Origin of the sequence: Microbacterium sp. UBA1612 (assembly GCF_002321605.1) — a bacterium.
GTDB lineage: Bacteria > Actinomycetota > Actinomycetes > Actinomycetales > Microbacteriaceae > Microbacterium > Microbacterium luteum.
On sequence record NZ_DCMW01000019.1, the window covers coordinates 222,098 to 241,622 of the forward strand.

General features: G+C 69.9%; 17 protein-coding genes, 2 tRNA genes and 1 pseudogene. 12 read left to right on the forward strand and 8 right to left on the reverse strand.

Annotation, left to right across the window (positions count from 1 at the left end):
- Nucleotide 1 precedes the first annotated feature (1 nt).
- The 3 genes from B3S45_RS08855 to B3S45_RS08865 all read left to right on the forward strand — a co-directional run bounded on the left by B3S45_RS08855 (nt 2) and on the right by B3S45_RS08865 (nt 2,139).
- Nucleotides 2–1,540, forward strand: coding sequence for an alpha/beta hydrolase (locus B3S45_RS08855; RefSeq protein ID WP_286719977.1), 1,539 nt, complete (start codon nt 2–4; stop codon nt 1,538–1,540).
- A gap of 74 nt (nt 1,541–1,614) precedes the next feature.
- Nucleotides 1,615–1,687: transfer RNA gene (locus B3S45_RS08860), tRNA-Thr, on the forward strand.
- 59 nt (nt 1,688–1,746) lie between these two features.
- Nucleotides 1,747–2,139: a hypothetical protein gene (locus tag B3S45_RS08865; RefSeq protein ID WP_071044427.1), complete on the forward strand. Its 393-nt coding sequence runs from the start codon at nt 1,747–1,749 to the stop codon at nt 2,137–2,139.
- Nucleotides 2,140–2,144: 5 nt separating this feature from the next.
- Here the strand turns inward: B3S45_RS08865 and B3S45_RS08870 are convergent, their stop codons facing one another.
- On the reverse strand, nt 2,145–3,104 hold the full coding sequence (locus B3S45_RS08870) for an EamA family transporter (protein ID WP_286719845.1): 960 nt from the start codon (nt 3,102–3,104) through the stop codon (nt 2,145–2,147).
- 56 nt (nt 3,105–3,160) lie between these two features.
- Between B3S45_RS08870 and B3S45_RS08875 the strand changes: the two genes are divergently transcribed.
- The 4 genes from B3S45_RS08875 to B3S45_RS08890 are packed head-to-tail and all read left to right on the forward strand — an operon-like array spanning nt 3,161 to nt 9,309.
- Nucleotides 3,161–5,467, forward strand: coding sequence for an MMPL family transporter (locus tag B3S45_RS08875; RefSeq protein ID WP_286719847.1), 2,307 nt, complete (start codon nt 3,161–3,163; stop codon nt 5,465–5,467).
- Nucleotides 5,464–6,045 (forward strand): isochorismatase family protein, encoded by a 582-nt coding sequence (locus tag B3S45_RS08880; RefSeq protein ID WP_286719849.1) that lies wholly within the window; start codon nt 5,464–5,466, stop codon nt 6,043–6,045. The genes B3S45_RS08875 and B3S45_RS08880 overlap by 4 nt, the downstream gene beginning before the upstream one ends.
- A 37-nt stretch (nt 6,046–6,082) precedes the next feature.
- Complete coding sequence (locus B3S45_RS08885; RefSeq protein WP_286719851.1) at nt 6,083–6,352, forward strand: hypothetical protein; 270 nt, start codon at nt 6,083–6,085, stop codon at nt 6,350–6,352.
- A 5-nt stretch (nt 6,353–6,357) separates the two neighbouring features.
- On the forward strand, nt 6,358–9,309 hold the full coding sequence (locus tag B3S45_RS08890) for a DUF2207 domain-containing protein (RefSeq protein WP_286719853.1): 2,952 nt from the start codon (nt 6,358–6,360) through the stop codon (nt 9,307–9,309).
- On the opposite strand, the gene B3S45_RS08895 is transcribed toward B3S45_RS08890, so the two are convergent.
- From B3S45_RS08895 to B3S45_RS08905, 3 genes are all read right to left on the reverse strand, one after another.
- Nucleotides 9,296–10,093, reverse strand: a complete 798-nt coding sequence (locus B3S45_RS08895) for an MOSC domain-containing protein (RefSeq protein WP_286719856.1) — start codon at nt 10,091–10,093, stop codon at nt 9,296–9,298. The genes B3S45_RS08890 and B3S45_RS08895 overlap by 14 nt on opposite strands.
- 47 nt (nt 10,094–10,140) lie before the next feature.
- A tRNA-Lys gene (locus B3S45_RS08900) sits at nt 10,141–10,216 on the reverse strand.
- 118 nt (nt 10,217–10,334) lie between these two features.
- The gene (locus tag B3S45_RS08905) at nt 10,335–11,000 is read right to left on the reverse strand and encodes a fasciclin domain-containing protein (RefSeq protein WP_286719978.1); all 666 of its coding nucleotides are present in this window, start codon (nt 10,998–11,000) and stop codon (nt 10,335–10,337) included.
- Between the two features lie 191 nt (nt 11,001–11,191).
- Here B3S45_RS08905 and sigK point away from each other — a divergent pair, with 191 nt between their 5' ends.
- The 4 genes from sigK to B3S45_RS08925 all read left to right on the forward strand — a co-directional run bounded on the left by sigK (nt 11,192) and on the right by B3S45_RS08925 (nt 14,441).
- Entirely contained in the window at nt 11,192–11,794 is a 603-nt protein-coding gene (gene sigK / locus B3S45_RS08910) for an ECF RNA polymerase sigma factor SigK (protein WP_176759402.1), read from the forward strand.
- Nucleotides 11,791–12,558 (forward strand): anti-sigma factor, encoded by a 768-nt coding sequence (locus B3S45_RS08915; RefSeq protein WP_286719859.1) that lies wholly within the window; start codon nt 11,791–11,793, stop codon nt 12,556–12,558. Before sigK ends, B3S45_RS08915 begins: the two co-directional genes overlap by 4 nt.
- 29 nt (nt 12,559–12,587) lie before the next feature.
- Nucleotides 12,588–13,226 carry a DNA-directed RNA polymerase subunit beta gene (locus B3S45_RS08920; RefSeq protein ID WP_071044435.1) on the forward strand — a complete coding sequence of 213 codons (639 nt, stop codon included), beginning with the start codon at nt 12,588–12,590 and terminating at the stop codon, nt 13,224–13,226.
- Nucleotides 13,227–13,556: 330 nt separating this feature from the next.
- Entirely contained in the window at nt 13,557–14,441 is an 885-nt protein-coding gene (locus tag B3S45_RS08925; RefSeq protein ID WP_286719862.1) for an aminodeoxychorismate lyase, read from the forward strand.
- Nucleotides 14,442–14,509: 68 nt separating this feature from the next.
- Here B3S45_RS08925 and pstB read toward each other — a convergent pair whose 3' ends face one another.
- The 4 genes from pstB to B3S45_RS08945 all read right to left on the reverse strand — a co-directional run bounded on the left by pstB (nt 14,510) and on the right by B3S45_RS08945 (nt 18,590).
- On the reverse strand, nt 14,510–15,289 hold the full coding sequence (gene pstB / locus B3S45_RS08930) for a phosphate ABC transporter ATP-binding protein PstB (RefSeq protein WP_071044437.1): 780 nt from the start codon (nt 15,287–15,289) through the stop codon (nt 14,510–14,512).
- A 25-nt stretch (nt 15,290–15,314) separates the two neighbouring features.
- Nucleotides 15,315–16,406, reverse strand: a complete 1,092-nt coding sequence (gene pstA / locus B3S45_RS08935) for a phosphate ABC transporter permease PstA (RefSeq protein ID WP_071044438.1) — start codon at nt 16,404–16,406, stop codon at nt 15,315–15,317.
- Nucleotides 16,406–17,374: a phosphate ABC transporter permease subunit PstC gene (gene pstC / locus B3S45_RS08940; RefSeq protein ID WP_071044439.1), complete on the reverse strand. Its 969-nt coding sequence runs from the start codon at nt 17,372–17,374 to the stop codon at nt 16,406–16,408. Before pstC ends, pstA begins: the two co-directional genes overlap by 1 nt.
- Nucleotides 17,375–17,483: 109 nt before the next feature.
- Nucleotides 17,484–18,590 carry a phosphate ABC transporter substrate-binding protein PstS gene (locus tag B3S45_RS08945; protein WP_071044440.1) on the reverse strand — a complete coding sequence of 369 codons (1,107 nt, stop codon included), beginning with the start codon at nt 18,588–18,590 and terminating at the stop codon, nt 17,484–17,486.
- A gap of 221 nt (nt 18,591–18,811) precedes the next feature.
- Between B3S45_RS08945 and B3S45_RS08950 the strand changes: the two are divergent.
- Nucleotides 18,812–19,522, forward strand: a pseudogene (locus B3S45_RS08950) (AMP-binding protein); the annotation flags it as partial.
- Nucleotides 19,523–19,525 lie beyond the last annotated feature (3 nt).

The window sequence follows — 19,525 nt, forward strand, 5'->3', positions numbered from 1 at the left end:
GATGCGTCGCGTCGGCGCCGTCGTCGGCGGGATCGCCGTCGCGAGCCTCACGCTCACCGGATGCCTGTACGCGATGATCCCCGAGGAGGGCGGCGTGGCCGCCCCCACCACGAGCGCGGCTCCCGACACCGACGGCGTGGCGGCCGAGCTGCTGCCGTTCTACGAGCAGACACTCGACTGGGCCGCGTGCGGCTCGGAGTTCGACTGCACGACCGTCGCCGTGCCGCTGGACTGGGACGACCCGACCGTGGGCGAGATCGAGCTGTCCGTCATCCGCCACCGGGCGACCTCGGGAGACCCGATCGGGTCGCTGCTGACCAATCCCGGCGGGCCGGGGTCGAGCGGTGTCTCGCTGATCCGTGACTCGCTGACCTTCGCCGTGGGCGAAGAGGTGGTGGATGCCTACCACGTCGTCGGATTCGACCCGCGCGGCGTCGGCGCGTCCACGGCGGTGACCTGCTTCGACGCGGCCGAGATGGATGCGTACCTGTACGACATCCCGGAGGATCCGCGCGGAAGCGATGGCTGGACCGCGGAGCTCGAGGAGCGCAACCAGGAGTTCGCGGATGCATGCGAGGCGGGCAGCGACGGCATCCTGCCCTACATCACCACCGACAACGCCGCTCGCGACATGGACGTGCTCCGGGCCGTGCTGGGCGACGCGCAGCTGAACTATCTCGGGTATTCCTACGGAACATTCCTCGGGGCGACGTACGCCAAGCTCTACCCGGAGAAGGTCGGGCGCCTCGTGCTCGACGGCGCGATCGATCCCTCCATCTCCGGACTCGAGGTCGGCACGACGCAGGCCCTCGGTTTCGAGTCCGCGCTGCGGGCGTACATGGCCGATTGCCTCGATGGTCAGGAATGCCCCTTCCGAGGCTCGGTCGACGATGCCATGGCCGACCTCGGAATCCTGCTCGCCGCCGTCGACGCCGAGCCCCTGCCCGCGGCGGACGGGCGGCAGCTGGGCGCGGACTCGCTCATGACCGGGATCATCGCCGCCCTGTACTCCCAGGACAGCTGGCCCTTCCTCACCCAGGCGCTGACCGACGCTCTGGCCGGCGACCCGACCCTCGCGTTCACGCTCGCCGACTTCTACAACGGCCGGGAGGGCGGCGAGTACACCGACAATTCCGCCGAGGCCTTCCGCGCTTACAACTGCCTGGACTACCCCGACGACGCCACCGACGCGGAGGAGCAGGCGGCGGAAGACCTCATCGCCGCCGAAGCGCCGACGATCGCGCCGTACTGGTCGGGCCCCGACCCCTGCGATGCGTGGCCGGCCGCTCCGACCGGGGTGCGCGAGGAGATCACCGCGGACGGCGCGGCGCCCATCCTCGTCGTCGGCACGACCAACGACCCCGCGACCCCGTACGAATGGTCGGTGGCGCTTGCCGATCAACTGTCGTCCGGCGTTCTGATCACGCGCGTGGGTGAGGGTCACACGGGCTACAACAAGGGGAACGCCTGCGTGGATGACGCCGTCGACGCGTATCTCCTGAACGGCACCGTCCCCGACGGCGACATCACCTGCGAGTGACCCGGCGCCGATGGTTCGCGGCGGCGTTCACGAGGCTGTAAGATCGTTGATCGTGCATCGCGCAAGCGGGGCGCGCCACCTTAGCTCAGTCGGCAGAGCGATTCACTCGTAATGAATAGGTCAAGGGTTCGATTCCCTTAGGTGGCTCAGACGCGAAGGGGGTCGCATCCGCGGCCCCTGTCGCCCTCTCCACCGGAGGATCGCCGATGCACGGAGCGGTCGACACAGTCGCCGAGATCTTCGCGTGGCTCGGATTCGGTGTCGGCACTCTGGTTGCCGGGCTCGCGCTCATCCTCTATCTCGTCGACGGCACGTGGCGACCCGTGCGCATCGTCATCGACGACGCACCCGAGGGTCGGGTCGCTCGCTGGTTCGGCGATGACGGTGTCGGTCAGGCCGTGCTGACCGCGGAGCAGGAGCAGGCGATCGGTCACGACGACACCGCCGACGCCTTCGCCCGCCAGGGGAGCCGTGACCGCCTGCGCCTTACCGCGCATTCGCCGCTCGTGCGGGCCGTGACCTGGTTCGCCGTGGGGTTCCTCGGCGTCGGCGTCGTGTCGCTCGGCGTCTCGATCGCGCTGATCTTCGTGCGCGGGTGACCGCGTCAGCCGACCGCGAGCATCCCGCCGGCGACGAGCGCCAGAACGAGGCCGATCCACTGCACGCCCGCGACGCGCTCCCGGAGCACGAGCGCGGCGAGGAGGATCGTGCCGGCGGGGTAGAGCGCCGTGAGGGCGGAGACCACCGCGAGATCGCCCGATCGCAGCGCTAGGAGGGCTGCGACGTTCGCTCCCACGTCGAGCAGCCCGCATCCGATCGCCAGCCACCAGGGTGAGATCTGCGGAACGCGCCCAGCCGCGGTCGGGGCCCCGCCGGCGTGCTCGAGGTCGACGTGGCCGCTCGGCGCGGCACCCACGCGCGCGCCGACGGGCAGAAGAGCGTGCGTCGCCGGCCGCCCGCGCCGCCGGGCGATGACGACCATGCCGAGCACCACGGCGCCGGTGATGACGGTGCTCGTCGCGCGGTTGACGACGAGGGGAACGAGACCGCTCGCCTCGCTGGTCTGATCGAGCGCGATGAGGAACGCGCCGATCGCGGCGCCGGCGCCCAGGGCCATCAGGAGGCCGCGGAGGCTCGGGCGGACGACCTCCTCGCCGGGGATGAATCCCACCAGGATGACCGCGGCGAGCGCGACCGCGAGCCCCGCGTAGCCCAGGGCGCTGAAGGCCTCGCCCTGAACGAGCAGCCCCCACGACATCGGGGCGATCGCCGTCACGACGGCTGTCAGCGGCGAGAGGATGCTCATCGGCCCGATCGCGAGGCACGCGTAGAGGAGCACGATGGCGACGACGCCGAGCATGCCGGAGAGCAGTCCCCACATCACATCGGTGCTCAGCCAAGCGCCGCCGACGAGCGGCAGGGCGGCGAGGAGGGCGAGGAGACCGGTGGCGGCTGCGACCGCGGTGACGACGATGGACCGCAGACGTCGTGCGGCCAGCCCGCCGAGGAAGTCGGCGGAGCCGTAGACGAGGGCCCCGGTGAAGGCGATCAGCGCGGCGAACATCGGGATCAGCCTACGGGCCTCCGTCTGGGACGGATATCGCTAGATAGGCTAGCTATATGTCCTCGCCGCAGCACGTCCGACGCACGCCCCCACGATGGGCGCGTGTCGGCATCCCGATCGTCCTCGTTCTCGTCTGGCTCATCGGCGGCTCCATCGGGGGCCCGTACTTCGGAAAGGTCGACGAGGTCGCCACCAACGACCAGTCCAGCTTCCTTCCCGAGAGCGCCGACGCCACGCAGGTCTCCGAACGGCTGCCGGACTTCCTCGGCGACGACACCATCCCGGCCGTCGTGGTCGTCACCGGCGACGGCGCCCTCTCCGACGACGACCACGCGGAGATCAGCGATCTCTCCGACGAGATCGCGGACCTTCCCGGCGTCGTGGACGGCGTCTCCCCGCCGATCGTGTCGGAGGACGAGGAGGCGGCGCAGATCTTCGTGCCGATCGATTCGTCGGGCGAGGTGCGCGAGACGGTCGAGGAGATCCGCGACCTCATCGAGGCGGACCTGTCCGACGGCATGCAGGGCTGGGTCACCGGCCCGGCCGGGTTCACCTCCGATCTCACCGAGGGCTTCCTCGGCATCGACGGCCTGCTCCTCGCGGTGGCCCTGATCGCGGTGTTCGTGATCCTCGTGATCGTCTATCGATCCCCCCTCCTGCCGATCCTCGTGCTGCTCACGAGCGTGTTCGCGCTGTGCGTCGCGCTGCTGGTCGTGTGGTGGCTCGCGTTCGCCGACGTCTTCGTCTTGAACGGCCAGGTGCAGGGCATCCTCTTCATCCTCGTGATCGGCGCGGCGACCGACTACGCCCTGCTCTACGTCGCCCGGTTCCGCGAGGCCGCGGGTGAGGGACTCGGGCGCTGGGATGCGGCCCTGCGGGCCTGGCGCGGGGCGTTCGAGCCCATACTCGCGTCCGGCGGCACCGTGATCGCCGGACTCCTGTGCCTGCTGCTCAGCGACCTCGCGACCAACCGCGCCCTCGGTCCCATCGCCTCCATCGGCATCGTCTTCTCGATGCTGTCCGCCCTGACCTTCCTGCCGGCGCTGCTGGCGCTGTTCGGTCGAGCAGCATTCTGGCCGTTCATCCCGAAGGCGCCTCCCGCGCAGATCCCCGACGATCTGACCCAGCCGGTCGCCGGATTCTGGCAGCGGCAGGCGCGCCTGGTCGCGCGTCACGCGCGCCCCGTCTGGATCATCAGCACGGTCGTCCTTCTCGCCGCCGCCGTGGGCGTCACGCAGCTGAAGGCCGACGGCGTCGCCACCAGCGACCTCGTGCTCGGCGCCTCCGAGGCGCGCGATGGGCAGGACGTGCTCGCCGAGCACTTCCCGGCAGGGTCGGGAAGCCCGGTGTACGTGATCGTCCCCGAGTCCGATCTGGGCGCGGCCGCCGAGGTGCTCGACGAGAACGAGGGTGTGGATGCCGTCGCCGTCGCGAGCGAGGATTCGCCCACCGGCCAGGCCGGTGTCGTCGTCGATGGCGGCGAGGCCACGATCGAGGCGTTCGGACCCCCGGGATCCGCGGCGCCGGAGCCGACCCTCTCCGACGGCGACGTGCTCCTGATCGGAACCCTCACCGACGCAGCCGATTCGGTCGCCGCGGAGGACACCGTGCGCGACCTGCGCATCGCGTACGACGAGGAGCTGGGGGAGGGAACGGCCCTCGTCGGCGGGGTGACGGCGACCGACATCGACTCGAACGACACCTCGATCCGCGACCGGACGGTGATCATCCCGGTCGTCCTGGCGGTGATCCTCGTCATCCTCATGCTGCTCCTGCGGGCGGTGCTGGCCCCGGTGCTGCTGGTGGCGAGCGTCATCCTCTCCTTCGGATCGGCCCTCGGCGTATCGGCTCTCGTCTTCAACGGCGTCTTCGCCTTCCCGGGCGCCGATCCGGCCGTGCCGCTGTACGGATTCGTCTTCCTCGTCGCCCTCGGCGTGGACTACAACATCTTCCTCATGTCGAGAGTGAGGGAGGAATCGCTCGTCCACGGCACACGGCGCGGGATCCTGCGCGGACTCGTCGCCACCGGCGGGGTGATCACCTCCGCCGGCCTCGTTCTGGCGGCCACGTTCGCCGCGCTCGGGGTCATCCCGATCCTGTTCCTCGCCCAGATCGCCTTCATCGTGGCGTTCGGTGTGCTGCTGGACACCTTCGTCGTGCGCTCCCTTCTCGTTCCCGCGCTGTCGTACGACATCGGCCGGGCGATCTGGTGGCCCTCGAAGCTCGCGCGGCGCGAGGACTCGGCGCGCGGCGGCGCATCCGGAGCGGGCTCGTCGGATGACGGGCAGCCGGCGGAGGAACTCACGGCCGACGACGGCCACGCCCTGACACGAGCGGAGTACCGGCGTACGCTCGAAGAATGAGCACGGCCTTGTTCATCGTCGACGTCCAGAACGATTTCACCGAGGGCGGCGCCCTCGGGGTGGAAGGCGGTGACGACGTCGCCCGCCGCATCAGTGAGCATGTCGCCGCCCATCGCGACGACTATGTCATCGTCGTCGCGTCGCGGGACTGGCACGACGGCGACAACGACAACGGCGGTCACTTCGCCGACGGCGAGCCCGACTTCGTCGACACGTGGCCCGTCCATTGCGTCGCCGGAACGGCGGGCGCCGAATACGACGACCATTTCGACACGACGGGTGTGAGCCATCACCTCAAGAAGGGCAGGGGGGAGCCCGCGTACTCGCTGTTCGAAGGCGAGACCGACGACGGCCGCACGGTCGTGCAGCTGCTCGAAGAGCACGGCGTGCTCGACATCGACGTCGTCGGCATCGCCACCGACTATTGCGTTCGCGCATCCGCCCTGGATGCCATCGCCGCGGGTCGACGGGTGCGGGTGCTCACCGACCTGGTCGCCGGGGTCGCGCCCGACTCGAGCGACCGCGCCCTCGCCGAGATCGCCCACGCCGGCGGCGCGCTCGCCGCGTCTGTGGATTGATCCACCGGTCGCACCGCGTGCCGCGTAGTCTCGGAGGGTGACCGACGACGAGCCGGACGCTTCAGCCCCTGACCGCGTGACCAATCCCGTCGCGGTGGCCGGGCTCGTGCTCGCGATCGTGGCGATGCTGCTCAGCGTGATCAGTCCCGGCCTGTCGATCCTCGTCGGCGTGCCCGCCGTGGCGTGCAGCGCGTTCGGGTTCCGGCTGTATCAACTCGGGCGCGGAGGACGCTTCCCGGCCGCGGCAGGACTCGTCGTCGGCGCGGCGGCCGTCATCCTGCCCATCGCTCTTCTGCTCGCGCTCTGACCGGCGTGGAGAACCCCGGATCCTCCGACGCGCCCCCCGCGGATCGCGTCGACGACACGCGCCCTCGCCCGACGCCGCTGTGGGCGCTGCTGTCGCGCTGGCTCCTGGCGACGGAGGCATGGTTGCGGTCGCACGGCGGCGCGCGGCTGCGCTGGACGCTGCGCGGCGGCTGGGCGCTGGTCGCCGCGGTGGGCGTGCTCCTCCTGGTGGGTCCCGTCATCAACCCGCCGTTGACGCTGGATGACCTGCTCGATTCCGCTGAGAGCGCGACCGACAGCTGGATCGCCCGCGAGTTCGACGCCGCCTACACGCTGCTGCCGCAGAGCGACGGCCATCTGGATGCCGAGGTCACCGAGACCATCACGGCGCTCTTTCCCGACGACCTCGATCGATCGACGATCGCGCGCACGCTGCCGACGCAGTACGAGGGGCATGATCTGCGCACGGAGGTCATCGAGGTGACGCTCGACGGCGTGGCGGTGGCACCCGCGGTGCGTGACACCGGCAATCAGCTGCGCGTGCAGGTCGATGCCGGCCACGAGCTGTCCGGTGATCACACCCTCGTGCTGCGCTATCGCCTCCACGACCTCGCCTTTTCGGGGATCGACGCGGCGACGGGCCGCGACGCCGACATCGTCGAGTGGAGCGTGCTCGGTCCGGACTGGCCGCACGGCATGGCGGTGTTGAACGTGAGCGTCACGCTGCCCGAGCACCTCGATTCCGAGCTCGTGCGCAGCCCGCGAGGGGCGGCCGCGTGGAGCCTCGTCGGCGGCGGGGAGTGGCTGGAGCCGGAAGCGGACTCCCCGCCGTCGAGCGTGACGTACGCGTTCACGCTCGAGCAGAACATGCCCCCGCACTCGCAGGCATGGTTCACCCTCGTCTTCCCCGCCGGCACCATCGCGATGCCTCCGCCCTCGCCCCTCTTCCTCGTCCAGTCGTTCGGCCCTCTCGTTCCGCTCGCGATCCTTCTCGTCTCGCTCCTGTTCGCCCTTGCCGCGCGGGCGGTCGCCTGGAGCGATGCCCGAGGGCGGCCGTGGTACGTCGCTCAGCACGATCCGCCGGAGGGCGTGGATGTGCGCACCGCGGCTCAGCTTCTGGGTGCGGTCCGCACGCGCGAACTCGCCCTCGCGATCGATCGCCTCGGTGGCGGCCGCCGCGCCGAGCACCTGGCGGCGGTGGGGCGTGCGGCTGCGCGGACCGGCCGGTTCGGCGACCGCTTCCGGGCGGCGGCGGCTTTCCGGCTCGATCCCGCCCGCGGCGCGCAGCTGAGGGAGGGATACCGCCGCATCCCCCGAGGGTTCGTGCGCGACGCGTTCCTGTGTGCTCCGCCGGCTCTGTCACTCCTGCAGCTGGGACTGGTCCGGCAGCTCTCCCACCAGGCCACGCTCGCGATCGTGTGGTGGCCGGTCGCCTTCGTCGCCCTCTCGCTCGTGCTCACCGCGGCCATCTTCTGGATCGCGCTGTCGGCGCGCCCGCTGACTCGTCGGGGGGCCCTCGCTCGACAGCATCTGCTGGGCGTGCGTCTTCAGGCCGAACGAACCGAGCTGATCGCGCGCTCTCCGCTGACCGATCGAGGTTTTCCCTACGCCGTCCTCACCGGTGATCCGAGGCCGACCGGCGAGGTCGTCTTCGCGCGCGTGGCCGACGAGCTCGGCGCCGACGATCTCCGGCGTTGGCGCACGCGCGACTTCCTGACCTGGCCGAGGCTTCTCATCCGCGTCCTGGCGGTCTTCGTCGTCGTCGGCGCCGTGGGCGTGATCGCGATCGTGCCCAACCCGTACGAACGGGGAGGGACGAGTGCATCCTGGGACTTCGCCGCGGCCGGAACCCTCTACACGCAGGTGAGCGCGGTGGACATCGCGGCGAGGATCGAGCTCGTCGCCGGCGAACCGGTCCTGGTCGTCACGGAGCGCGTCGACGTGACGTTCGAGGAGGGGGCCGCGCGCGTGCCGCAGTTCGCCCAGCGATTCCCGGCCGAGGTGGACGGCCAGGACATCGGATTCGAGGTTGCCGCGGTGCGCGTCGACGGCGACGCTGTCGACTACAGCGCCTCGCGGGTGGGTGCCCAGACAGAGGTCTCGACGGCTCTGCCACGGGTGCTGGAGGGCGAGCATACGGTCGAGATCGCGTACGCGATCGAGCATCCGGTCACCGTCGGCGTCGGATCGCCGGTGTCGGGACACGACGAAGAGACGGTGCAGCGGATCCGCTGGAGTGCGCTGCTGGACGGGTGGGAGAGCGGATGGGGGCATCCTTCGGCGCCGTCGGCACGCGTCTCGATCGCCATTCCGGATGACCTCGCCGAGACAGCACTGTCCGCCGGGTGGCTACGGGAGGACCCGGACACCGCCGAGGAGGCGCGGGACTGGCGGGAATCGGGATTCCCGTTCGGCACGGCCGTCGAGGAGCTGGAGCGTGGGCTCCCGGACTCTGACGCCAGCGGGACTCTGACCGAGGAGCAGATCACGGAGGGGTCCGTGGTCACTCACGTGCTCGAGACAGCCGAGGGGGAGTACGGATATCCCACCTCCGGCACCTACTCCGGCCTCGGTGTCCTGCTGGAGTTCCCCGCCGGGTCCTTCACCGTCGACCGGGCCGGGTGGACGCAGCATCGCCTGTCCCAGGTGTTCCCGATCGTGCTCGTCGGCGTCCTCACCGCCGCGGCTCTCGCACTCGCGGTGCTGGCCGCGGTTGTCGTCCGTGTCCGCCGATCCCGTCGGTTTTCCCGCGGCACGTTCCGCGAGGCGATGTGGGTGCTCCCCCCGGCGTTCGCGGTCGCCGCCCTGATCGTGTTCTTCTGGGCGACGGCCGACATGCCGTCGGACTGGCGGGAGTTCCCGGCTCTCGCGGGGGGAGCGCTCACGGCGATCGCCGCGAGCGTGGCCGGCTGGATCCTCGTGCGCCCGGAGGCCTCCCGCGCTCGCGCTCGGACCGACGCGGACGTCAGAGCGGAGTGACGTCGTCTCCGACCCGGATGGTCCCGCCACCGTGTCGGGGGAGCAGGAGAACGCCCAGGGTCGGCTCCGCTTGGGCGAACTCCTTCGTGAGCAGGCCGAGGAGGCGCGCATCCCGAACGCCCGTGTCGGGATTGACGGTGATCGCCGCACAGCGGCCGATGGGCCGCTCGATGTCGAACTCCATCCCGCCGATGCGCAGCGATCCGCACCAGCTCAGCTCCTCCCAGGCGTGGGTGTCTCCGATGACGATGTTCGATCGAAAACGGCGATCGTCGATGGCGACCGGCGCGGCATCCGCCACCGCGTGCACCGACGCGGCTCCGTGCAGCGACACATATCCGCGGGCGCGGTCCTGGAAGCGCGAGGTCAGCCCGTCGCCGATGAGGTGGAGGGGCATGACGCCGTCCGCACGGAGAAGACGGGCGTCGGTGGTGCGGGTGAGCCACCCGCCGATCGCATCCGCCGCCTCTCGGCGACCCTCATCGTCGAGGACCGTGTCGAGCACGAGGCCTTCCTCGTCGTCGTGGATGCGCAGGCGCCGCTCTGCGGCGTCGAACGTCGTGCGCAGCCTCGCGAGGGAGGCGAAGCGCATGAGCGAGAGGCCGCGCTCCTTCGGCCAGTGGTCGAGCCCGCCGTCGGAATCGGGCGTCACGGCGTCGGCGAACCGGAAGGCCAGTACCCGATCGCCTCGCACGCGACCGTCGGCGTCGATCTCGAGAGCGGTCAGCGCCTCGGGTGTGAAGCCCTTGACCGGGTAGCGGAAGAGAGCGGTGACCGTGGGCACGCCTCATCCTCGCACGCGGTGGCCGAGGTCTCTTCGCATGACGAGGTTGGTGGGCCCCGTGGGGCTCGAACCCACGACCCGCGGATTAAAAGTCCGATGCTCTACCGACTGAGCTAGAGGCCCGTGAACCTCCAGCCTAATGGGCGACGCGGCCGCCGACGCACCTCGCATAGCGTCGACGACCGCGTCGTCTTGGTCGCGGCCGGCCCTCCCCCGAGTCCGGCCGCCGGCGGTTCGAGCCTTACGGCATCAGAACCGAGTCGATGAGGTACACGGTCGCGTTGGCGGTCTGAACGCCACCGCAGATGACCATCGCGTCGTTGACCATCAGCTCGTCACCCGAGCCGGTGACCTCGACGTCGCCACCCTGGACCGTGGTCTGGGTTCCGACGACCTCGTCGGGGCTCAGCTGCCCGGGAACGACGTGGTACGTGAGGATCGAGGTGAGCAGCTCCGAGTCGGTGGAGAGCGTCTCGATCGTGGCGTCGTCGATCTGAGCGAAAGCGTCGTCGACGGGCGCGAAGACGGTGAACTCGTCGCCGTTCAGGGTGTCGACGAGGTTGACGTCGGGGTTCAGCTCGCCGCTGACGGCCGCGGTGAGCGTGGTCAGGAGCGGGTTGTTCGACGCGGCGACCGCGACGGGGTCCATGGCCATGCCCTCGACCGAGCCCGCGCCGTCCGGAACGGCCTCGGCGTAGTCGGCGCAGCCCGGGCCGACGAGCATGGCGGCGGGGTCCATGGTGTCTTCCTCCATGGCGTCGTCCTCCATGGGGGCGGTCGTCTCTTCGGTGGGCATGTCCTCGTCCATCGTCTCCGACGACGTGGAGCCGGAACAGGCCGACAGCGCGAACGTCGCGGCGACGGCGAGCGAGAGACCAGCAGTGATGTGCGACTTCTTGGTGAGCATGACTTTACCTCCGGTGTAGGTGGCCGCGAGGGCCGGATCGTCGTCCGCAGAAGCGGCGTACACAGGCTGTTCGGAGCACCCGGGCGGGTGGATTGGAGATTTCTCGGATCCGGTTTCTCCGCAGCCGCTCACAGCCGTCGACACACGTCAAGCGGACCGCACCGATACCGGATTCCTCGCGCGCGTGAGGCATGCTGGAGCGTATGGTCATTGACGGCGTCGACGTCCCCGAGGACGGCAGCGACCGCACCGATCACGTCGCCGAACTCCTCGAACGCATCGCCGGAGGCGACCAGAGCGCGTTCACCGCGCTGTACGGCATGCTCTCCTCGCGCGTTTTCGGTCTCATCCTGCGTGTGCTCGTCGACCGATCGCAGAGCGAAGAGGTCCTTCAGGAAGTGTTTCTGGAGGTGTGGCAATCCGCCGCGAAGTTCGCTCCGAAGAAAGGGCAAGGAAGGTCGTGGGTGCTCACGATCGCCCATCGCCGAGCCGTCGACCGCGTGCGGTCGTCGCAGGCGAGCAGCGATCGCGACGTCCGCGCCGGCATCCGTGACCTCGGAGTGGCATACGACGGGGTCGCGGAGCAGGTCGAACTGAAGCTCGAAGGACGACGCGTCTCGACGGCTCTGTCGGCCCTTCCCGACCCTCAGCGCGAGGCCATCGTCCTGGCGTACTACGGGGGTTACAGTCAAAGCGAGATCGCGGCGATGACAGGATCGCCGCTGGGAACGGTCAAGACCAGGATGCGCGACGGTCTGTCGCGGCTACGGGTCGAGATGGGGGTGAAAGCGTGAATCGGAACGAGTTCGCGGAGCTGTCGGCGGGGCACGCGTTGCACGCCCTGTCGGCCGACGACGAGCGCGCGTACGAAGCCGCGCTCGCCGCAAACCCGGAATGGCAGCACATCGCCGCCGCCGACGCCGATGCCGCGGCCCTGCTGGGCTCTGCCGTCCCCGTCGTCGAGCCGCCCACGGCGATTCGCGAGGCACTCTTCGCCCGCATCGCCGAGACACCGCAGGTCCCCAAGGCGCCGGCATCACCGCCGGTCCAGCCGTCGACGGCGCCGCGCACCGAAGCCATCCAGACCGTCGCACGGCAGAAGTGGATGCGCGGCATGTTCGCGCTCGCCGCGTCGCTCGTGCTGCTGGTGGCGCTCGGCTTCGGCGCGGTCACGATCAACGAGTACCTCACGCGGCCGGCATCCGTCGTCGCGCTCCAGCAGATCGAGGACGCCCCGGATTCGGAGGCGACGACTGCCGAGCTCGTCAGCGGCGAGGGTGCGGTCACGGCCTACTGGTCGGAGTCGCTGGGACAGGCCGTGCTCGTCTCCGACGATCTGCCCGACCTCGGCGACGACCAGACGTACGAGCTGTGGTTCGTGCGCGGGGAGGGTCCGGTATCGGCCGGCCTGTACAGTCCCGCTGACAGCGACGAGCCCGCGCTCCTGGAGGGCCAGTTCGAGCCGGGAGATGCCCTCGCGGTGACGATCGAACCCGCCGGCGGATCGCCGACCGGACAGCCGTCGACCGATCCGATCGTGGTCATCCCCACGGCGTGACGTCGTCGTCGGGCGCGTAGCCTGGACGCATGAGTGACGAGTCCCGGGAATTCCACAAGCCCGTGCGGCGCCCCGCGGAGCTGTTCGATCGGCTCTACTCGGCGCAGGACCCGGCTGAGGTCTCGCGCGCCGCACACTCGACCGCCCAGGCGCTGCTCTCGCGCGTGCGGGACGAGCCGGATGCGGCGGTCGTCGACCGCCTGGTGACCTTCACCGACGACCACGGGATCGACGACATCGCCGAGCTGTGGTCGCGTTCGCCGGCGTCGAGCCTGCCGGGCGCGCTGTGGCGGCTGTACCTGCTGCAGCTGATGATCCACGACGATCCCGGCACCGCGGCGCTGCTGTACGAGCGCGGGCGCGCGGAGCTCGCCTCCGCCGACGACGTCGTCGCGGGTGCTCCCACGCCTGCCGGGCCGGAGGAGCTGGTCGCGCTCATCGACGTCATCCTGCGCGGCGCGTTCAGCGGGGACTTCGCCGTGGCGTTGGAGCGTGCGGCGGCGTTCTGCCGCATCCAGGCTGCCGGATCCACCCACCTCGCCGACGACTACGAGCCGACGGAGTCCGACCGTGCGAGTGCGCTCACGCGCCGAGCGCTCCGCCTGTCCGACTACGGCACCGATCTCGCGACCTGCGCCGGCCTGTGGCGGCGCGAGACCCTCACCTGATCGCACCAGATCCATCCTGATCGCACCCGATCGCCTCGCCGATGTCGGAGAATCGCGCCGATGTCGGAGAAAAACGGCAAATGTCTCCGACAAAGCGATGAATCTCCGACATCGGGCGTCGTGCCGAGCGGAGTGGATGAGGATGCGGATGCGCGTCCGGGCGGGCAGCGTCCGGGCCGGGCCGGGCAGCAAAGTGCCGGGCCGCAGAACGCCTCTCGGCGCAAGGCCGCTCGAAGCGGCAGAAGATGGAGCCCGGGGTTACTGCGGCCCGGCTGTTCCAGTGTAACGGACCGTGCGCCGGGGGTATTCCGGGCGCCGTAGGCTCGTGCCATGGCTTGGAGATTCGCGCTCATCATCGACCCCGCCGACGCGGATGCGGCCGCCGCCGACTTCGCGGCGACGTTCCAGCAGGTCGACCCTGCGGCGCCCGCGCTCAGCATCGGCGAGCTGAGCACGCAGCGCGGTGACGGCATCTTCGAGTCGATCGGCGTCGTCGACGGGCACGCGCAGGAGGTCGGACCCCACCTGGACCGGCTGGCGCACTCGGCGCGGCTGTGCGACCTGCCGGCACCGAACCTCGTGCAGTGGCGTGAGGCGATCGCCGTCGCGGCCGCGGCATGTCCGCCGGGGGAGTGCGTGATCAAGCTCATCCTGAGTCGCGGCATCGAGCACGGACCCACCCCGACCGCGTGGGTCACCGCCGCATCCGCCCCCGACAACACCGCCGCCCGCACCGGGGGTGTCCGCGTGGTCACGCTCGACCGCGGCTTCGACAGCGCCGCTCCCGCACGAGCGCCGTGGCTGCTGCTCGGGGCCAAGACCCTGTCCTACGCCGTGAACATGGCGGCGATCCGCGAGGCGCGGCGACGCGGCGCCGATGACGCGCTGTTCGTCACGACCGACGGCATCGTGCTCGAGGGGCCCACCAGCTCGGTCATCCTGCGATTCGGGGACCGGTTCGTCACGCCCGAACCCGGCGCGGGCATCCTGCACGGCACAACCCAGGTGAGCCTGTTCGCACACCTGCGCGACCTCGGCTTCGATGCCGCGTACGAGACCGTGCCGGTGTCCCGGCTGCACGAAGCGGATGCGGCGTGGCTCGTCTCGAGCGTTCGGCTCGCGGCTCCGGTGGTCGCGATCGACGGCGCGCAGCTGCCCCTCGACGCCGCCTTCACGGCATCGCTCAACGAGTACCTGCTCACGCCTCGCGACTGAGCGGCGCGCTCATACGGACGGCGCCCGCGCGGTGATCCGTGCGGGCGCTGTCTGACGGAGGCGGTCGATCACCCGAAGCGACCGGAGACGTAGTCCTCGGTGGCCTGCTCCTGCGGGGTGGTGAACAGCGTCTTGGTGTCGTTGTACTCGATGAGCTTGCCGGGCTTGCCGGTGCCTGCGATGTTGAAGAAGGCGGTCTTGTCGCTCACACGCGATGCCTGCTGCATGTTGTGCGTGACGATCACGACCGTGTACTCGTTCTTCAGCTCGCCGATCAGCTCCTCGATCGCGAACGTCGAGATGGGGTCCAGCGCCGAACAGGGCTCGTCCATCAGCAGCACGTCGGGGGAGACGGCGATGGCGCGGGCGATGCACAGACGCTGCTGCTGACCGCCCGAGAGGCCCGAACCGGGACGATCGAGCCGGTCCTTGACCTCGTTCCAGAGGTTGGCCCCGCGCAGCGACCGCTCGACGAGGTCGTCGGCATCCTTCTTGGAGATGCGCTTGTTGTTCAGCTTGACGCCGGCCAGAACGTTCTCGCGGATCGACATGGTCGGGAACGGGTTCGGGCGCTGGAAGACCATGCCGACCTGGCGACGCACCGCCACCGGGTCGACGCCGTTGCCGTAGAGGTCGTCGCCGTCGAGGAGGACCTCGCCTTCGACGCGGGCGCCGGGGATGACTTCGTGCATGCGGTTGAGGGTGCGCAGGAAGGTCGACTTGCCGCACCCGGACGGACCGATGAAGGCGGTCACCGAACGCGGCTCGATGTCGAGAGACACACCCTCGACGGCGAGGAAGTCGCCGTAGTAGACGTTGAGGTCGTTGACTTCGATGCTCTTGGACAAGACGGTTCTTTCTCTCGGGTGTGGGTCAGCGACCGGTCTTCGGGGCGAAGAACTTCGCGACCGCGCGAGCGGCGAGGTTCAGCACCATGACGATCAGGATCAGCGTCAGGGCCCCGGCCCAGGCGCGGGAGATGGCCGAGTCGGGGCTGGTGCCCTGGTTGGCGTACTGGTTGTAGACGAACACCGGCAGCGTCATCATGTTGCCGTCGAACAGGTTGAGGTTGAGGCTCGCGGTGTAGCCGGCCGTCAGCAGCAGGGGGGCCGTCTCTCCGATGACGCGGGCGATGGCGAGCATCACGCCGGTGGTGATGCCGGCGATCGAGGTGGGCAGGACCACCTTCACGATCGTCAGCCACTTCGGCACGCCGAGGGCGTACGAGGCCTCGCGCAGCTCGTTCGGCACCAGGCGGAGCATCTCCTCCGACGAGCGCACGACCACGGGGATCATCAGCACGCTCAGTGCGACCGCACCCATGAAGCCGTTCGAGATGCCGGGACCGAAGAAGACCACGAACAGCGAGTAGGCGAACAGACCCGCGACGATGGACGGGATGCCGGTCATCACGTCGACGAAGAAGGTGATGGCCTTGCCGAGCTTGCTGCGCGAGCCGTACTCCACCAGGTAGATGGAGGTCATCAGGCCGATCGGGACCGAGATGATCGTCGCCGCCAGCGTGATCAGCAGGGTGCCCCAGATGGCGTGGATCGCGCCGCCGCCATCGCCGATGACGTTGCGCATGCTGTACGTGAAGAACTCGATGTCGAAACGGGCGAGACCGTTGACGAGCACCGTGAACAGCAGGGAGATCAGCGGGAGGAGGGCCACCAGGAAGGCGGCCGACACGATGGCGGTGATGAAGCGGTCGGTCGCCTTGCGCTGACCTTCCACGATGGACGAGATGGCGTAGATCGCCGCGACGAACAGCAGGGTTCCGAGGAACACGGTGGCGGCGATGTTGAAGTCGCCGACGGGGTTGCCGATGTTGGCGAATCCGAACACGACCGCCATGAGGGCCCACGACGCTGCGAGGACGATCCACGGCGTCGCCTTCGGAAGGCGGCCGGTGGTGAGGGAGTTCGCCTTCGCCGGTGCGGCGGTCTTCTCGATGGTGGTCATCAGTTGGCTCCCGAGAACTCGGCGCGGCGCGCGACGATCCAGCGCGCCAGTGCGTTGACGCCGAAGGTGAGGACGAAGAGGACGAGACCGGTGGCGATGAGCACGCTGATGCCGTCACCGTAGGCCTCCGGGAACGACAGGGCGATGTTTGCGGGAATGGTGGTCGGGTTCGTCGCGGTGAGGAGCTCGAAGGTGACCACGCCCGACACGGACAGCACCATGGTCACGGCCATCGTCTCGCCGAGCGCGCGCCCGAGGGCGAGCATCGCCGCGGAGACCATTCCGCCGCGGGCGAAGGGGAGGACGGCCATCTTGATCATCTCCCAGCGGGTGGCGCCGAGCGCGAGAGCGGCTTCTTCGTGAAGTACCGGGGTCTGCAGGAACACCTCGCGGCAGATGGCGGTCATGATCGGCAGCACCATGATCGCGAGCACCAGGGCGGCGGTCAGGATGGTGCGGCCGGTGGCGGAGACCTGGCCGCCGAACAGCGGGATCCAGCCGAGGTATTCGTTCAGCCAGACGTAGAACGGCTGAGCCATGCCGGCGAAGACGAGGCCGCCCCAGAGGCCGAAGACGACGGAGGGCACGGCGGCGAGCAGATCGATGATGTAGCCGAGCACCGCGGAGATTCTGCGGGGCGCATAGTGCGAGATGAAGAGGGCGATGCCGATGGCGAAGGGTGCGGCGACGACCAGAGCGAGGATCGCCGACCAGATGGTGCCGAAGACGAGCGGCCACACGTACTCGAGGAACGAGCTGCCGTTGAGGATCGGGTTCTCGGCGGGGTCGGAGGTGAACGCCGGAACGGATTCGGCGATCAGGAAGACGGACACCGCGGCCAGCAGCACCAGGATGGTGATTCCTGCGGCCAGAGCGGTGCCCGAGAAGGCGAGGTCGCCGGGGCGGCGGCGTGCGCCGCGCTTGGTCTCGGTCTTCACGGGTGGGCGGTTGTCGGTGGTCGTCGCCATTTCTGTCCTTCGCCGGGAACCCATTGCCCCAGTATGTCTGCTGCGGGTCGGACGGGATATCCCGCCCTGCCCGACGGCGAGGCCGGGCAGGGCGGGATCAGGGGGATGATCAGCCGATCAGGGCGATCGCGGACTCGATCTGCGAGCGCAGGTCGTCCGAGATCGGGGCCGAGCCGGCGTTCTCGGCGGCGGCGTCCTGGCCCTCGGGGCTGGCGATGTAGGAGAAGTACGCCGCGACCAGTTCAGCGGTGTTCGCGTCCTCGTACTCGACGCAGCCGATGAGGTAGCTGACGAGGGCGATCGGGTAGACGCCGGACTCTTCGGTGCTGTAGTCCACCTCGAGGGCGAGGTCGCCCTCGCCGCGGCCCTCGACCTGCGGAGCCGAGTCGACGATCATCGCGGCGGCTTCGGCCGAGTAGGGGACGAACTCGCCACCGACGCCGACCGAGACGGTGCCGAGGTCGCCGACCTGCGAGGCGTCGGCGTAGGTGATCGCGCCGTTGCCGTTGCGGGTCGCGTCCACGACGCCCGAGGTGCCCTGAGCGGCCTCACCGGAGTCGATCGGCCACACGCCGTCGGCCTCGTACTCCCACGCGCCGCCCGAGGCGGCCTCGAGGTAGGAGGTGAAGGTCTCGGTGGTGCCCGAGTCGTCCGAGCGGTGCACGGGCGAGATGGCGAGGTCGGGGAGCTCGACGTCGGGGTTGTCGGCGGCGATGGCCTCGTCGTTCCAGTTGGTGATGTCGCCGGCGAAGACGCTCGCGATGGTCTCAGCCGACATGTTCAGGCTGTCGATGCCCTCGAGGTTGAAGGCGACGGCGACCGGGGAGATGTACATCGGCAGCTCGACGATGCCGGCCTCTCCGTCAGCGGCGCACGCGGCGAAGCCGCCGGCGGCGATCTCCTCGTCGTTGAACGCGCGGTCCGAGCCGATGAAGTTGCTGGCGCCGGCGATGAAGTTCTCGCGGCCGGTGCCCGATCCGGTGGGCTCGTAGTTGACCGTGACGTCGGGGTTGGCGGTCTGGAAGTTCGCGACCCACGCCTCCTGGGCGGCGGTCTGCGACGAGGCGCCGGTGGCGTCGAGGGTGCCCGAGAGCGTGCTCGTCTCGTCGGTGGTGTCCGAGGCGGTGTCGGTGCCCTCGTTCGCGGCGCAGGCGGTCAGGGCGAGTGCGGCGACAGCGCCGAGGGCGCCGATCTTCGCAAGACGGTTGAGCTTCACTGTGAATCCTCACGTGTAGGGGTTGGGGTTGCGGGCCCGGTGCGGGGCTCGCCGTGCACGCTAAGCACGCAGCCTTAAGAGAGTGCGCGCGGGAGGTGAACGACTGGTGAACGGATGTTGTGCAGGAAACCGGATCGCCCGAGCCGTGCGAAGGCGGCTTCGCGGAGTGGTTAGCGTGATGGTCATGTCCGAGATCACGAAGGCGGCGCGCGTGGCCGTGGATGCGACCGTCTGACGTGCCCGCAGACCTCGACCAGAGTGCGCTCGATCGCGCATCCCTCGCCACCCGACCGCGCACGCTCGTCGAGGTCTTCCGCGACACCGTCGCCCGGCACCCGGAGGCCTCGGCGTTCGATGACGGCGCCGGCGCCCTGAGCTACGGGGAGCTCGCCGCACTCGTCTCGCGCACCGCGGCGCGCCTGCACGAGGCCGGTGTTCGCCGCGGCGACCGCATCGGCATCCGGGTGCCGTCCGGCTCCCGGGATCTCTACGTGTCGATCCTCGGCGTGCTGGCCGCGGGAGCGGCCTATGTGCCGGTCGACGCCGACGACACCGACGAGCGCGCCGCGCTCGTGTTCGGCGAGGCGGCGGTGACCGGGATCATCGGCACCGGCGGCGTGTATGTGCCGACTGATCCAGCCTCGGGCGGTGGGGCGGCGACCGGGCCGGCGGTGCTCTACGCCGACGCCGCGCCCCACCCGAGCACGAGCGCGATCGCCGCGGTGCCTCCGCCCACCGTCGAGGACGACGCGTGGATCATCTTCACCTCGGGCTCGACGGGCGTTCCGAAGGGCGTGGCGGTCACGCACCGCAGCGCGGCGGCGTTCGTCGACGCCGAGGCGAACCTCTTCCTGCAGGATGCGCCCCTGGCGCCGGGGGATCGTGTGCTCGCGGGACTCTCAGTCGCCTTCGACGCGTCGTGCGAGGACCTTCGG